The following is a 13,951-nucleotide window of genomic DNA, read 5'->3' as shown; positions in this document are numbered from 1 at the left end:
CAGTGCGAGCAATACGCCATATAACGGGCAGGAGCGTGGAATGCAGCCTGACGGTGGACAAATGATCACCTCGGCGCGGCAATTCCGCCGGATCGCGGCGGCGGTCGCGCTGGTCGGCGTCGTCGTCCAACTGGTCCTCACCAGCTACTACCTGGGCATGGCCCACGCTCCGAAGCCCCACCACCTGCCGGTCGGGCTGATCGCCACCGACGCGCAGGCCGCCGAACTGCAGCAGGAACTCAACGGGGGCGGCAGCTACCGGGTGACACGGTACGACGCGGCCGCGGACCTGATCACCGCGACCGAGCGGCGGGACGTCTACGGCGGCCTGGACCTGAGCGGCGCGACACCGCACCTCTATCTCGCCACCGCAGCAGGGCCCTCCGCCGCCACCACGCTCAAGACCACGTACACGGCCGTCCTGCAGAAGCAGACCGCCGCGGCCGTCGCGAAGCTCGCCGCGGCCGGCGACACGGTCCCGCTCGCCACCGTCGAGACGCTCACCAACCCCGGCACGATCACCGACGTCGTCCCGCTCCCCGCCGACGACCGGAACGGCGGTTCGCTGGGCATGCTCGTCCAGGCCCTCGCGCTGGGCGGCACCGTGGCGTCGCTCGGGCTGGGCAGGCTCATCCCCCGCGCGCGCCGATCATGGCGGCGCGGCGTCGGGCACCTCACCACGCTGGTCGTCTACGCGCTCGCGTCGGCGGCGATCGTGCTCTGGTCGATGAGCTGGTTCGGCGTCGGCGCCGACGCCGATTCCGCGACGCTGTTCTGGGGGTTCAGCCTGGTCTCGCTGGCGATCACCGGCTCCACCGCGGGGTTGGTCGCGCTGATCGGTCCGGCGGGTGCGGCCGCCGGGTTCCTCTACTTCACGATCGGCACCGTGATCTCCGGCGCCAGCATCCCGCCGGAGTTCCTCCCGACCTGGGGCCGGATCCTGGGGCAGGCCCTCCCGACCGGCGCCGGCACCCAGTACGTCCGCGACAGCCTGTACTTCCCGGACGCGCCGCTGGGTGGCCCGCTGCTCATCCTCGGGCTCTACGCCGGGCTGGGTGCGCTCGCGGTGCTGGTCACGAACATCCTGCCGAACCGCGCGAACCGCACGGCGGAGCTACCGATGCCCGGCACGACGCCTTAGAGCCACTTGTTCCTCCGGAACAGCACCCACAGCATTCCGCACAGCGCCAGGATGACGACGCAGACACCCCAGAAGCCGTACGGGACGCCTGCGCCCGGGATGCGCTCGAAGTTCATCCCGTAGAGGCCGGCGATCGCGGTCGGCACCAGCGCGATCGCGGCCCACGACGAGATCTTCCGCATGTCCTCGTTCTGCCGCATCGCGGTGCGGTTCTGCCGGACGCTGACCTGCGCCAGGTCGGCCTGGAGAACGTCGGTGAGCAGGTTGTCGTAGTTCTCGATCGAGTCCGCCACCCGCATCAGGTGGTCGTGCACGTCCCGGAAGTGCGGGCCCAGCGCGTGCGGATCGGTCGAATCGGACAGCTTCTGCACGGCGCCGACCAGCGGTTTCACCGCGCGGCGGAACTCCAGCACCTCGCGCTTGAGCTTGTAGATCCGCTCCGCGTGATCGTTCTCGTCGCCGCCGAACACCTGCGACTCGATTTCCTCGATGTCCGCGTCGATGCCGCCGATCGCGTCGGCGTAACCGTCGACCGCGAGGTCCATCACCTGATGCAGGACCCCGAGCGGACCCTTGCGGCTCAGCGCCGGGTCGCTGTCGGCGATCGCCCGCACCCGGGCCGGGACGTCGGTCTCGCCGTGCCGGACGATCACCACGAACCGGGGGCCGACGAACAGCGCGAGCTCGGCGACGTCCACCACCTCGTCGGCGTCGACGTACCGCACGGGTTTGACGATCGCGAACAGGATGTCCCCGTACCGTTCCAGCTTCGGACGCTGGTGCGCGCGAACGGCGTCGGCCACCGCCAGCGGCGGTAGCGCGAACCGCTCGGCGACCTCGGCGAACTGCTCGCGAGTCGGCTCCTTCAGTCCGATCCAGACGAAGCCATGGCGCTCGCGGAGCACCCGTGGCGCGTCGGCGAGCGGGATCCGGCCCGACCGCCGGACGCCGTCGACGTACCGGCCGCAGTCGACGACCGCGTGCTCGGCAGGCCGATCCGGTGGCGGGGACGGCGGACTGACCGGTGCCGGGTCGGAATCCAGCAACCGCGCTAGCCGACGGAACGCAGACGCACGCACCCGCACAGCCTAGAGCCGTCGGGAATTCACGCCTGCGACGCCTCCGCACCCTAGAGTGGCAGGCCCGATCTATGCCGATGGAGGTAGGTATGGACCGCATTTTGGACCGTCGTGCGCTGTTCCGCGTCGCGGTCGTCGGTGGCGGCGCCGCGGCGTTCTCCGGCGCGCTCTGGCAGGAGGCGTTCGCGGCGGTGGCCCAGCCCGGCCCGAGCCCGTACGGCGAGCTGCTCGCGGCCGACGCGAACGGCGTCCAGCTGCCGGCCGGCTTCACCAGCCGGGTGATCGGACGGTCCCGGCAGCGGGTCGGCGCCACCGGGTACGTGTGGCACGACGCCCCGGACGGTGGTGCGTGTTTCCCGGACGGCTCGGGGTGGATCTACGTCTCGAACTCGGAGGTTCCGCTGGTCGGCGGCGCGTCCGCGGTGAAGTTCACGGCGGACGGGACGATCTCCGGCGCGTACCGGATCCTGTCCGGGACGAACGTCAACTGTGCGGGCGGTGCCACGCCGTGGGGCACCTGGCTGTCCTGCGAGGAGGTGCCGTGGGGCCGGGTGTTCGAGACCTGGCCGGGCGGCGGGCGGGCCGGCGTCGAACGCACCCGGATGGGCCGGTTCAAGCACGAGGCCGCGGCCTGCGACCCCGTGCGGAAGGTCGTCTACCTCACCGAGGACGAGACCGACGGCTGCTTCTACCGCTTCACGCCGGACACCTGGGGCAACCTCGACACCGGCCGGGTCGAGGTGCTGTGCGGCGCCGCCGACCTGACCGACGGCCCGGTGACCTGGCGGCCGATCCCGGACCGCGACGGCCTCCCGATCCCGACCCGGCTCCAGGTCAGCGCCGCGAAACACTTCAACGGCGGCGAGGGCTGCTACTACGCGAACGGCGTCTGCTACTTCACGACGAAGGGCGACAACCGCGTCTGGGCCTACGACGCGGCCGCTCAGCGGCTCTCGCTGGCCTACGACGACTCGCTGATCCCCGGTGGTGCCGCGCCGCTCACCGGCGTCGACAACATCACCGGCGCCTCCTCCGGCGACCTGTTCGTCGCCGAGGACGGCGGCAACATGGAGATCAACCTGATCACCCCGTCCGGTGTGGTCGCACCGTTCGCCAGGGTCACCGGCCAGTCCGGCTCCGAGCTGACCGGCCCGGCGTTCAACCCGGCCGGCGACCGGTTCTATTTCTCGTCCCAGCGCGGCACGACCGGACAGTCCAGCGGCGGCATCACCTACGAGGTCCGCGGCCCGTTCCGCTAGGGCGCAGCTTCCCGGCCGGGGAGCTGCGCGTCGACGCCGGCGTACTCCTGGCCGGAGAGCGACTGGATCACCGCGACCAGCTCGTCGGTGCGCTCCCGCAGCACTTCGCGGGTGGGCGGGGTCTCGTCCTTCGGCCAGGTCATCGGCGGCGCGAACCGCACGGTGACCCGGCCGGGGCGCGGGAACTTGGCGCCGGGCGGTGCGATCTCGAACACACCGATCGTCGCGCACGGAACCACCGGCGCGCCGGTCGCGGCCGCGATCCGGGCCAGCCCGGTACGGCCTCGGTAGAGGCGCCCGTCGCGGGTGCGGGTGCCCTCCGGGAAGATCCCGACGACGCGGCCCTCGGCGAGCAGCCTGCTCGCGGTGTTCAGCGCGGCGTCACCCGCCGACGCGCCACCACGAATGACCGGCACCTGGCCGGTCGCGGTGAAGAAATACCGCTTCCACCGGCCACGCAGCCCCGGCTCGGTGAAGTACTCGTGCTTGGCCAGGAAGCTGATCCGGCGCCACCGCACGACCAGCGGCAGGAACAGCCAGTCCAGGTACGAGACATGGTTGCAGGCGAGGATCACCGGACCGTGCTTGGGCACGTGCTCGATGCCCTCGATCCGGGGCCGGAAGTACAGGGTCATCGGCAACGTCAGGAGGACCTTGAAAACCCAGTACAGGTAACCGCTCCGGTCGACCGGGGCCTGTTCGGGGGCCACCGGGGTCGGCTCGGCGGGTGGGAGCGGCAGTTCTGCCGGCATGGGGGTCGGCTCTTCTTTCTGCGGTGATCAGCGGGGGCGGCGCGTAATACCCTAATGCGCTGCTGAACGCAGGTCGTCAGGTGTCGGATCCGTCTCACGCTGAGAGACGCCCTGACCACATACTGCGAGGCGCATCAGCTCAGGTTGAGGAAGTGCTCCAATCCCGCGATGCGCAGCGCGACCCGCGCGTGCCGGGATGCGGCGTCGACGGCGGCGACCCGCCCCGCCGCCCGCACGGCGTGCTGGATCCGCACCAGGAACGCCATCCCGTGGGAGCCGAGGAAGTCCACCTCGGCCAGATCGAGCCGGACGTCGATCGGCTGGGCAGCGACCACGTCGGCCACTACGGTGTCGAGCCGGGGCGCGAGGACGGCGTCCACCGCACCGGTCAGCCGGATCCGCAACAGGCCGCCACCGTTCTCGACCTGAACTACACCGGGACGCTCGGCCGGCGGGGTGGCACGACGCACCCCGGAGGCCGGTTCGGGAGCCACGCCGCCTCCGGCGCCCGACCGCGCGACTGAACCCACTGCTGGCCTCCTGAGCGCGACGGCTGTTATCCGGTACATCTTGGCGTAGGGTACCGCTGTGACCTCGATAACGCCGGGTTCACCGCCAATACGTTATCCGGTACATCCGCTCCGGGGTGTCCGGCGATGAGCGACGCGGTCACCGTCGACTCCGCAGTCGAGTCGTACCTCTCGTCGCCCCAGTGTGCGAACCAGAACACTCACCGCGCTTACCGCAGCGTCCTCGACCGGCTGGCGGGCTGGCTGGGCGGCCACCGCCCGCTGACCGAGATCGGCGAGGAGGAGCTGACTACGGCGCTCCGCGGCCTGTGGGGCAGCGCGGCGGCCGCGACCTGGAACCGGAATCGCGCGGCGGTCGCCGGGTGGCTGGCCTGGTGCCGCGCGCGCGGCGAGGACGCCCCCACGATGCCGGACGCCGTCGAGCGGCGGCCGGACGAAACCGATCCGACCGCCATCCTGCCCCGGGAAGCGATCGAGCGCCTGCTGCTGCGGCCGGACCTCCCGCTGCGGGAGCGGACGCTCTGGCGTCTGCTCTACGAGACCGCCGGACGGACCGCCGACGTCCTGGCGCTCGACGTCGAGGACCTCAACCTCCGCCGACGCCGGGCGGGTGACCTGCGCTGGGACGACGGCAGCGCGTACCTGCTCCCCCGGCTGATCGCGGGCCGGTCGCGCGGTCCGCTGTTCCTGTCCGAACGGCGGCCGCCACCTGCCCGGCGTCCCCCGCGGTCGGACCTGTGCCCGTACACCGGGCGCGCCCGGCTCGGCTACGACCGCGCCCGGATCCTGCTCGACCAGCACACCCGGACGCCTGACGGCGGGCCGGGCTGGGACCTGCGCCAGCTGCGGCTGTCAGCGCTGGCCCATCGCGACCGCTGACATCCGCCGTTCCCGTACCTCCGGCCGCTGCCGCGGGCAGCTCGCGCACTTCGCGGTCCCGGGCACCTCGTAGATCAAGCAGCACGACGACCGGCGCAGGTACGGTCCGGCGCCGGGCACGTCGAGGAACCGCGGCGCGGGCAACCCGCCACCGGCAGCGACCCGTTCCGCGAGCGCCTCCCCCGCCGGGCCGCGGGCGACGTCCAGCGCGCGGTTGGCCACCGAGTCGCCGAGCACCGCGCGCAGCGACGGCGCACCCACCCCGCTCACCCGGGCGAGCGGCTCGATCACCGCTGCGAGCGCCGGACCGAGCGCCGCCGCCAGGGCGTCCGGACCACGCCCCAGCACGCGCGCCGCCCGCACTCCGGCGACCGACCCGTGTGACAGCTCGAACGTCACCTCGTCGACGGCGAGCGCCGGCACCCACCCGGTGACCAGCAGCGCGATGACCGGCCCTGCGACGAGCGTCGAGCTGGTCGAGTACCACCAGAGCGTCCCGGCGACCCGGCGCGGCACCCCGCCCCACTGCCGGGTGGACGCGTCCACCTGCGCCGCCAGCCAGCCCGGGTCGGTCAGCAGGGCTCCGGGCAGGCGTGCCCCGCCGGCCGGCGAGACCGTGTAGGCCAGCGACGGCACGGACAGCGCCACCCGCCGGTACAGCTCGTCACACTCGATCACCACCACCGACCCCCACGGCCGTCGACTCCCGCAGGACCAGCCTGCACGGTCGCACGTGCCGCCCGGGCGCCGGCTCCCCGTTGATCGCGGCCAGCAACAGGTTCGCCGCCGTGCGTCCTAGCCCGTCCAGGTCCATGTCGACGCTGCTCAGCGGCGGTTGGGACGCCGAGACCATGACGTCCCAGTTGTCGAAGCCGATCACCGCGACGTCCTCGGGGACCCGCCGTCCGGCCGCACGCAGCGTGTCGACGACACCGCGGGCGATCTGGTCGCTGCCCGCGAACACCGCGTCGAAGTCGGTCTTCTCGGCGAGCAGCATCCCGGCGGCCTGCCTGCCCCACGCCTCGCTCCACTCGCCGAACAGCGGAGGACGCACCAGCCCCGGCCCCGCCGCCTCCGCGCGCACCCGCGCCGAGGTGTGGTGGTCCGGCCCGGTCACGTGCGCGATCCGGCGACGCCCGGTCGCCCGCAGGTGCTCGACCGCCTTCACCGCGCCACCCGCCTCGTCCGGCACCACCGAGCAGTCGGCCGGATCGGTCGAGCTGACGAACGCGTAGACGACCGGCACCGGCAGATCGACGGCGAGCGGAGCCCTGGCCTGGGCTCGGCGGCCGGTGACGATGATCCCGTCGACCCGCCGGGTGAGCAGCGCCCGGAGGTAGTACTGCTCGCGGATCGGATCGTCCCGCGCGTCGCAGAGCAGCACCGACATCTGGCCCGCGCCGAGCGCGTCCTCGGCGCCGAGCATCAGCGGGATGCTGAACCGGCCGATGCTGTCGGTGGTGATCATGCCGACCGTGTAGGTGCGGCCGGTGTTCAGCGTCCGGGCGGCCGCGTTCGCCTGGAACCCCAGCCGTTCGGCGGCCTCCTGCACCCGTCTGCGGGTCTCCGCGCGCAGGGAGCCGCGGTCGTTCAGCGCCTTGGACGCGGTGCCCACCGACACACCGGCCAGCGCGGCCACATCGCGAATGGTCGCGAGTCGATCCGTTTTCCGCACTCGTTTCCTCCGTGCCGTGGCCGTGAAACCGACCAGAGGCTACCTCACACGTCTATAACCTTGGGAAGCTGCCGGTTGACACGCTCCGAGCGGCGTTCCTATTCTCGGCGGCAATCGGTTTCCGAAGTTTCCCGATACTGCGCCTCGGCGCTGTTTGTTAACGCTCACATCCTCCCGCGCACGTCCCGGCCCCCACGTCCAAGGAGGCACGATGGGCCAGCCCCGATTCCGCCGCGGGCGAGCACTGCTCGCCGCCACCGTCTTACTTCTCGCCGCCGCCTGCCAGAGCGCGGGCGACACCGCCGCCTCGGGTGGCACCGACGCGAAGGACGACGGCTCCACGATCACGATGTGGACGCGGTCCCCCACGGCCACGTTCAGCCAGACGCTGATCGACGCGTACAACAAGAGCCACAAGAACAAGGTCAAGCTGACCGTCATCCCGGCCGACACGTACCAGCAGAAGGTCGGCTCGGCGAGCGGCGCGAAGCAGCTGCCGGACATCCTGGCCGCCGACGTGGTGTACGCGCCGAACTACGCCTCCAAGGGCGTGTTCCAGGACCTCACCGACCGGGTGGACACGCTGTCGTTCAAGGACACGCTGGCCCCGGCCCACATGAAGACCGCCACCTACGACGGCAAGGTCTACGGCGTCCCGCACGACATCGACCTGTCCGCGGTCTTCTACAACAAGGTGCTGTTCCGCAAGGCCGGCCTCGACCCGGAGAAGCCACCGACCACACTGGCCGAGCTCTACACGCAGGTGAAGAAGATCGACGCGCTCGGCGGTGGCGTCGACGGGTACTTCTTCGGCGGTGCCTGCCCCGGCTGCACGCTGTTCACGACCTGGCCGATGATCTGGGCCTCCGGCGAAACCGTGCTCAACGAGAAGGGCACCGAGTCGACGGTCGACAACCCGGCCGCGGCGGAGGTCTACGAGCTCTACAAGAAGATGTACAAGGAAGGTCTCGTACCCACCGCGGCGAAGAACGAGGGCGGCCCGACCTGGGTCCAGGCGTTCACCGAAGGCAAGATCGGTATCCAGCCGCTCGGCGCCACCGCACTCCAGACGATGAAGGAAGGTCCGGCGCTCGAGATCGGCGTCGCCCCGATCCCCGGCCTGACCGGCGGCAGCAACTCGTTCGTCGGCGGTGACGTGCTCGGCATCAGCTCGAACAGCAAGAAGGCCGCGCAGGCGTGGGACTTCATCTCCTGGACGCTGTCCGAGGAGGCGCAGGTCGAGGTCATCGCCAAGAACAAGAACATCACGGTGCGCAGCGACCTGGCCGACAACAAGTACGCCCAGCAGGACCCGCGGCTCGGCACGTTCAACGACCTCGCGTCCAAGGGCCAGACGCCGATCTCGGTCAACTTCGGCAAGACGTACAACGACCCGAACGGACCGTGGACCGCCACGATCATCGACGCGGTCTTCGGCACCGGTAGCTCGGCGGACGCGCTCGCGAAGCACAACCCGAGCATCACCGAGTCGCTGTCCACGGGCGGCTAGCGCATGGTTTCGACGCTCTCCCGCCCCACCGACGCGGCTCGGCGGTCCTCCCGCCGGGCCGCGCCGGCCGGGCTCGGCCGCCGCCGGGCCCGGCTGGGGTTGATCTACTCGGCGCCGATGGCCGTTCTCGTGCTGGTGTTCTTCGTCCTGCCGCTGGTGCTGATGGTCTGGATGTCGGTCAACCACTGGCCGCTGCTCGGCGCGTCCCGCCCGAACGGCGTGGAGAACTACCGGGCGCTCTCCGACCCGCTGTTCGTCCGCGCACTGTGGTTCACGCTGAAGTACACGCTGGTGACGACCGTCGTCCTGAGCCTGGTCGCGTTCGGCATGGCGCTGCTGGTGCAGGAGGCCCGGCGCGGCGTCGGCTTCTTCCGGACCGTCTACTTCCTGCCCGCCGCGGTCGGGCTCGCCTCGGCGAGCCTGCTGTTCTACGGCCTGTTCAACACCGAGTCCTCGCCGTTGAACGCGGTCCTGCGGTGGGTCGGGATCGACTCGGTCGACTGGCTGGGGACGAACAGCAGCGCGCTGTCGTCCACGGTCGGCATGATCACCTGGCGCTTCGCCGGGTTCTACATGCTCATCCTGCTGACCGGCCTGCAGAGCATCGATCCGGTGCTCTACGAGGCGGCGCGCACCGACGGCGCGACCCGCTGGCAGACGATGCGGCACGTCACGCTGCCGCTGCTCCGGCCGACGCTCGCGCTGATGATGGTGCTCTCGGTCACCGGCTCGCTGCTCGCGTTCGACCAGTTCTTCATCCTCACCGGTGGGCGGCACGACACGGCCACGGTGGCGATCGACATCTATCGCGAGGCGTTCCTCTCCCAGGACCTCGGCCGGGCCGCCGCGATCTCGGTGGCGCTGCTGGTGGTGCTGATCGTGATCAACGGCGCACAGCTGCGGCTGCTACGACGGAAGGAGGACAACTGATGCTCCGGAGGGCAGGTCACCTCAGCACGTCGTCCGCGCTCGCGGTGCTGTTCCTGCTGCCGATGGTCTGGACGCTGTACTCCTCGGTGCACGGCACCCGGGCGGCCGACGGCCGGGACGGCTGGGGCGTGGCGAACTACGAGCGGCTGGTCGCCTACGGCGACGGGCTCTGGTCCTACGTGCTCAACACGACGGTCGTCGCGCTGGTGACGGTCGCGGTCACGGTCGTGGCGACGACGCTCGGCGGCTACGCGGTCGCCCGGCTCTCGTTCCCCGGCAAGAACCTGCTGTTCCTGGTGACGCTCGCGATCCTGATGGTGCCGTACACGACGATCCTGATCCCGCTCTACATCGTGCTCGGCTGGCTCGGCCTGCAGAACTCGCTGATCGGGCTGGGCCTTGTGCTGGCGATGTTCCAGCTTCCGTTCGGGCTGTTCATGATGCGCAACTCGTTCGAGGCGCTGCCGCCCGAGCTGGAGGAGGCGGCGCTGATCGACGGCTGCACGCCGGGCGGGGCGCTGCGTCGCGTCCTGCTGCGCGGGGTCGCGCCGGGCATGGTCACGGTCGCGCTGTTCTCGTTCCTCGCGTCCTGGAACGAGTTCGTGGCGCCGCTGATCTTCCTGACCGACGGCAGCAAGTTCACGCTGCCGGTCGCGTTGTTCAACCTGCAGTCCGGCAACCTCGGCTCGGTCGACTTCGGCGCGCTGCAGGCCGGTGTGGTCACCGCCGCGGTGCCGTGCGTCGCGGTGTTCCTGCTGCTCCAGCGCTACTACGTCAGCGGCTTCAGCGCCGGCGCCCTCAAGGGCTGATTCTCGTACCTCGAAGGGAACCACCATGTCGGAAACCACGATCGCGGGTACTGCCGCGCCGTCCACGGGCGCGCTCCGGCCGCTCGGCCTGACCGCGGTGACGCTCGATGAGGGCGGTCTGCTCGGCAGTTGGCAGCGCCGCAACACCGACGCGACGCTGTCGCACTGCCTGAAGCAGCTGGAGGAGAGCGGCAACCTGGACAACCTGCGGCGGATCACCGACTCCGCGCCCGCCGCCTTCCGCGGGATGTGGTTCGCCGACTCCGACGTGTACAAGACGCTCGAAGCCGTCGCCTGGGAACTCGGGCGCCGCCCGGACACCGCGCTCGAGCAGTTCCTCGACGCGACGACGGCGCTCCTCGAACGAGCCCAGGATTCCGACGGCTACCTCAACTCGTACTTCCAGACCGACCACCGCGACCAGCAGTGGGCCGAGCTGGTCTGGAGCCACGAGCTGTACTGCGCGGGCCACCTGATCCAGGCCGCGGTGGCCGCGGCGCGGTCCGGCGTCGGCGACCGGTTGCTCCGGGTGGCCCGGCGCTTCGCCGACCTGCTCGTCGATCGGTTCGGGGAAGGCGGCACGGACGGCGTCTGCGGGCACCCGGAGATCGAGACCGCGCTCGTCGAGTTGTACCGGGTCACCGGGCACCGCCCGTACCTCGACCTCGCCGCCCGCTTCGTCGACCTGCGCGGGCACGGCCTGCTCGGTGACGAACCGAAGTTCGGCGCGCGTTACTACCAGGACCACACTCCGGTCCGGGACGCCGACGAGGTCGCCGGCCACGCGGTCCGGCAGCTCTATCTGCTGGCCGGGGTCGTCGACGTCGCGGTGGAGACCGGCGACGCGTCGTTGCTGGACGCCGCCACCCGCCTGTGGGAGTCGGCGTTCGACACCAAGACGTACCTGACCGGCGCGCACGGCTCGCGCCACCGCGACGAAGCGTTCGGCGACCCGTACGAACTGCCGCCCGACCGCGCCTACGCGGAGAGCTGCGCGGCCATCGCCAGCTTCGCCTGGAACTGGCGGATGCTGCTGGCGACCGGCGGCCACCGGTACGCCGACGAGCTCGAACGCGTGCTCTACAACGGAATCGCGGGTTCGACCTCGCTGGACGGCACGCACTTCTTCTACTCCAACCCGCTGCACCTGCGGACCGGGCACGACGGCTCCCACGAGGACGCCCCGTCGCAGCGGCTGAGCTGGTACTCCTGTGCGTGCTGCCCGCCGAACCTGGCGCGGCTCATGGCGTCCCTGCAGTCGTACGTCGCCACCACGACGGAGGCGGGGGTGCAGGTGCACCTCCACACCGCAGGCCGGATCGCCACACCGCACGGGGAACTCGCGATCCGGACCGAATACCCCTGGGACGGCCGCGTGACGGTCTCGGTGACCCCGGCGACGCCCGGCGCCGCGTGGACGCTCGCGCTGCGGATCCCCGGCTGGTGCGAGTCGGCGACCCTGGACGGGGTGCCGGTCACCGGCGAGTACGCCGAGGTCAACCGCGTCTGGGAGCCCGGGGACGTGGTGCGGCTGGAGCTCGCGATGCCGGCGCGGGTCGTCGCCGGGCATCCGCGCGTCGATGCGGTCCGCGGCTGCGCCGCGTTGCTGCGGGGCCCGCTGGTCTACTGTCTCGAACAGGCCGATCTGCCGGACGACGTCCTGGTGGACGACGTGACGCTGGACGCCAGGGCCGCGGTGGACGTCGGCGCCGGTGACCTCGCGCCGGTCGTGCTGCGCGTCGCCGGCACCCATCGCGACCCGGCCGGGACGCCGCTCTATGAGCCACTCGCCGCGAGCGCACCGGGAACACCGATCGCACTGACCGCCGTGCCGTACTTCCTGTGGGCGAACCGCTCGCCCGGCGCGATGCGGGTCTGGATCCCGCTAACCGCCTGATACCAGCGTCGCTGTCGCGCGGCCGGCGGTCTTCGTCATCAGGGCGTCGACCGCCGCGCCGAGTGTGGCCAGCTTCTCGGTGTAGCGGCACGCGCCGTCGTACGCGCCGACGAAGTCCACGTAGGTGCACCCCAGGTTCGAGAAGACCGAGATCACGTACCGCCGCGGCTTCGCACCGGGCAGCGCGGTCACGATCCCGGCGTCCGCACCGGCGCTCGGCACCAGCCCGGTCTTGTGCGCGAACTCCACTTCGGCATCGTCCGCGCACTTCCGCACGTCGCCGCGGTACGTGCGGTCCTCGACGTGCACGACCCCGGTCGCCGGGTCGATCCACCGCTTCGGCACCGCGTGCGGGATCCCCTGCGCCGGGTAGTCCTGCCCGCACCAGTTCGCGGTGGACAGTGCCTGGTTGAGCCCCTGGTCCCGCAGCATCTTCCGGAGCGTGGCCCGGGACGACCGCTTGAGGACGCCGACCGTCACCGGATCGCCCTTCGGTGTGCGCCAGAGCGTGCCCGGTGCCTCGGTGAACAGCAGAAGCAGCCGGGAGGTGTCCAGCGCGGTCATCGTGAGGCCCCAGAACGACCAGCCGCCGCCGTCCGCCGGATCGGTGTTGACCACCCGGAGCGTCGGCAGCCCGAGCGAGCGGAGCGCACCGTTCATCGGAGCGACGCCGTCGCGCTCGTGCAGCATCATCAGCAGCGCGCACGTCGCGGTGTTGCTCGAGTACGTGAGCATCGCGTCCAGCCACCAGGACACCGAGTGCTTACCAGGTTTGCGGCCGTCCGGGCAGGTCGCCTTCCGGGGCCGGTAGTCGTAGACCTCGTCGTAGCGGACGCCGCCCCGGTCGGCGAGCCGCGCGACCCCGAACGCGACGATCAGCTTGAACACCGACGCGGGGTACGGGGTCATGAACTCCAGCGGCGCGTCGCCGCGGTCGGCGAGCAGCGGCTCGGTCGACTTCTTCGCGGCCCACACCGAGTTGCTCCAGTGCGTCCAGCGGACGCCCGGCGCGGACAGGTCTCTGGTCACCGGCACCGCGACGCCGTGCGGGTGCTTCTGGGTGAGCAGCGTGTTCGCGGCGGCCACCGGGCGACCGGTGTCGTCGAGCTCGATCACCGCGACGTCGACGTTGGGCATCGCGGGCGGGCGCTTGCCGGTCTTCGCGTTGACGACGTCGTCAAAGTGCTGGGCGTCGACGATCTCCCGCAGCTGTTCGCCGAGCCAGGCGGAGCGCTCCGCGTCGGGTCCCGCGGTGCCGGGAGCCGCGCTCGGCAGGGGTGTCGGCGTCGGCGCCGCCGGCACCACCGGCGCGGCGGCGCTCTGCTCCGGTTCCGGCTTCTGATCCGCCTGGCAGGCGGAGACGGTGCCGGCTGCCAGAACGGCGCCCGCCACCATCGCAGCGATCGCCGGCACCAGCCGTCGCGTCCGGTGCATCAGCCCTCCCGCACGGCCGGAATCTCCAGCACCCCTGTTGAGCGCATTGAACCAGC

13 protein-coding genes are annotated in these 13,951 nt (G+C 71.3%); 7 read left to right on the top strand and 6 right to left on the bottom strand.

Annotated features, from left to right (window positions below; all coding sequences use genetic code 11):
* The first annotated feature begins 61 nt into the window (after positions 1-61).
* A complete protein-coding gene (locus BUB75_RS04090; RefSeq protein WP_218617279.1) occupies positions 62-1,141 on the top strand; it encodes an ABC transporter permease in 1,080 nt (359 codons plus the stop codon).
* On the opposite strand, the gene BUB75_RS04085 is transcribed toward BUB75_RS04090, so the two are convergent.
* The gene (locus BUB75_RS04085) at positions 1,138-2,220 is read right to left on the bottom strand and encodes a magnesium and cobalt transport protein CorA (protein WP_218617278.1); all 1,083 of its coding nucleotides are present in this window, start codon (positions 2,218-2,220) and stop codon (positions 1,138-1,140) included. The genes BUB75_RS04090 and BUB75_RS04085 overlap by 4 nt on opposite strands.
* A gap of 101 nt (positions 2,221-2,321) precedes the next feature.
* Between BUB75_RS04085 and BUB75_RS04080 the strand changes: the two genes are divergently transcribed.
* On the top strand, positions 2,322-3,479 hold the full coding sequence (locus BUB75_RS04080; protein WP_073252779.1) for an alkaline phosphatase PhoX: 1,158 nt from the start codon (positions 2,322-2,324) through the stop codon (positions 3,477-3,479).
* On the opposite strand, the gene BUB75_RS04075 is transcribed toward BUB75_RS04080, so the two are convergent.
* The gene (locus BUB75_RS04075; RefSeq protein WP_084740200.1) at positions 3,476-4,231 is read right to left on the bottom strand and encodes a lysophospholipid acyltransferase family protein; all 756 of its coding nucleotides are present in this window, start codon (positions 4,229-4,231) and stop codon (positions 3,476-3,478) included. The genes BUB75_RS04080 and BUB75_RS04075 overlap by 4 nt on opposite strands.
* A 134-nt stretch (positions 4,232-4,365) precedes the next feature.
* Complete coding sequence (locus tag BUB75_RS04070; protein ID WP_073251481.1) at positions 4,366-4,725, bottom strand: STAS domain-containing protein; 360 nt, start codon at positions 4,723-4,725, stop codon at positions 4,366-4,368.
* A gap of 162 nt (positions 4,726-4,887) precedes the next feature.
* On the opposite strand from BUB75_RS04070, the gene BUB75_RS04065 reads away from it, so the two are divergent.
* On the top strand, positions 4,888-5,640 hold the full coding sequence (locus BUB75_RS04065; RefSeq protein ID WP_073251479.1) for a site-specific integrase: 753 nt from the start codon (positions 4,888-4,890) through the stop codon (positions 5,638-5,640).
* Here BUB75_RS04065 and BUB75_RS04060 read toward each other — a convergent pair.
* Both BUB75_RS04060 and BUB75_RS04055 read right to left on the bottom strand, forming a co-directional pair.
* Positions 5,614-6,321 carry a (2Fe-2S)-binding protein gene (locus BUB75_RS04060; protein WP_218617276.1) on the bottom strand — a complete coding sequence of 236 codons (708 nt, stop codon included), beginning with the start codon at positions 6,319-6,321 and terminating at the stop codon, positions 5,614-5,616. The genes BUB75_RS04065 and BUB75_RS04060 overlap by 27 nt on opposite strands.
* A complete protein-coding gene (locus BUB75_RS04055) occupies positions 6,305-7,279 on the bottom strand; it encodes a LacI family DNA-binding transcriptional regulator (protein ID WP_218617275.1) in 975 nt (324 codons plus the stop codon). Before BUB75_RS04055 ends, BUB75_RS04060 begins: the two co-directional genes overlap by 17 nt.
* 247 nt (positions 7,280-7,526) lie before the next feature.
* On the opposite strand from BUB75_RS04055, the gene BUB75_RS04050 reads away from it, so the two are divergent.
* Genes BUB75_RS04050 through BUB75_RS04035 form a run of 4 tightly spaced genes read left to right on the top strand, consistent with a single transcriptional unit; the run spans position 7,527 to position 12,461 of the window.
* On the top strand, positions 7,527-8,825 hold the full coding sequence (locus tag BUB75_RS04050; RefSeq protein WP_073251477.1) for an ABC transporter substrate-binding protein: 1,299 nt from the start codon (positions 7,527-7,529) through the stop codon (positions 8,823-8,825).
* A gap of 3 nt (positions 8,826-8,828) precedes the next feature.
* A complete protein-coding gene (locus BUB75_RS04045) occupies positions 8,829-9,755 on the top strand; it encodes a carbohydrate ABC transporter permease (RefSeq protein ID WP_073251476.1) in 927 nt (308 codons plus the stop codon).
* The gene (locus tag BUB75_RS04040) at positions 9,755-10,564 is read left to right on the top strand and encodes a carbohydrate ABC transporter permease (RefSeq protein ID WP_073251474.1); all 810 of its coding nucleotides are present in this window, start codon (positions 9,755-9,757) and stop codon (positions 10,562-10,564) included. The genes BUB75_RS04045 and BUB75_RS04040 overlap by 1 nt, the downstream gene beginning before the upstream one ends.
* Positions 10,565-10,589: 25 nt before the next feature.
* Complete coding sequence (locus BUB75_RS04035) at positions 10,590-12,461, top strand: glycoside hydrolase family 127 protein (RefSeq protein WP_073251472.1); 1,872 nt, start codon at positions 10,590-10,592, stop codon at positions 12,459-12,461.
* Here the strand turns inward: BUB75_RS04035 and BUB75_RS04030 are convergent.
* Positions 12,450-13,895 (bottom strand): serine hydrolase, encoded by a 1,446-nt coding sequence (locus BUB75_RS04030; protein WP_073251470.1) that lies wholly within the window; start codon positions 13,893-13,895, stop codon positions 12,450-12,452. The genes BUB75_RS04035 and BUB75_RS04030 overlap by 12 nt on opposite strands.
* Between the last annotated feature and the right edge of the window lie 56 nt (positions 13,896-13,951).

It is taken from the genome of Cryptosporangium aurantiacum (genome assembly GCF_900143005.1).
GTDB lineage: Bacteria > Actinomycetota > Actinomycetes > Mycobacteriales > Cryptosporangiaceae > Cryptosporangium > Cryptosporangium aurantiacum.
Note: the sequence above shows the minus strand (reverse complement) of the source record. Positions and strands in the feature narration are given on the sequence as shown.

Excerpts from the sequence above, each read along its gene's own strand:
- BUB75_RS04030 (WP_073251470.1), bottom strand. The coding sequence starts at position 13,895 with ATGCACCGGACGCGACGGCTGGTGCCGGCGATCGCTGCGATGGTGGCG.
- BUB75_RS04050 (WP_073251477.1), top strand. The coding sequence starts at position 7,527 with ATGGGCCAGCCCCGATTCCGCCGCGGGCGAGCACTGCTCGCCGCCACC.
- BUB75_RS04075 (WP_084740200.1), bottom strand. The coding sequence starts at position 4,231 with ATGCCGGCAGAACTGCCGCTCCCACCCGCCGAGCCGACCCCGGTGGCC.
- BUB75_RS04090 (WP_218617279.1), top strand. The coding sequence starts at position 62 with ATGATCACCTCGGCGCGGCAATTCCGCCGGATCGCGGCGGCGGTCGCG.
- BUB75_RS04045 (WP_073251476.1), top strand. The coding sequence starts at position 8,829 with ATGGTTTCGACGCTCTCCCGCCCCACCGACGCGGCTCGGCGGTCCTCC.
- BUB75_RS04065 (WP_073251479.1), top strand. The coding sequence starts at position 4,888 with ATGAGCGACGCGGTCACCGTCGACTCCGCAGTCGAGTCGTACCTCTCG.
- BUB75_RS04035 (WP_073251472.1), top strand. The coding sequence starts at position 10,590 with ATGTCGGAAACCACGATCGCGGGTACTGCCGCGCCGTCCACGGGCGCG.
- BUB75_RS04040 (WP_073251474.1), top strand. The coding sequence starts at position 9,755 with ATGCTCCGGAGGGCAGGTCACCTCAGCACGTCGTCCGCGCTCGCGGTG.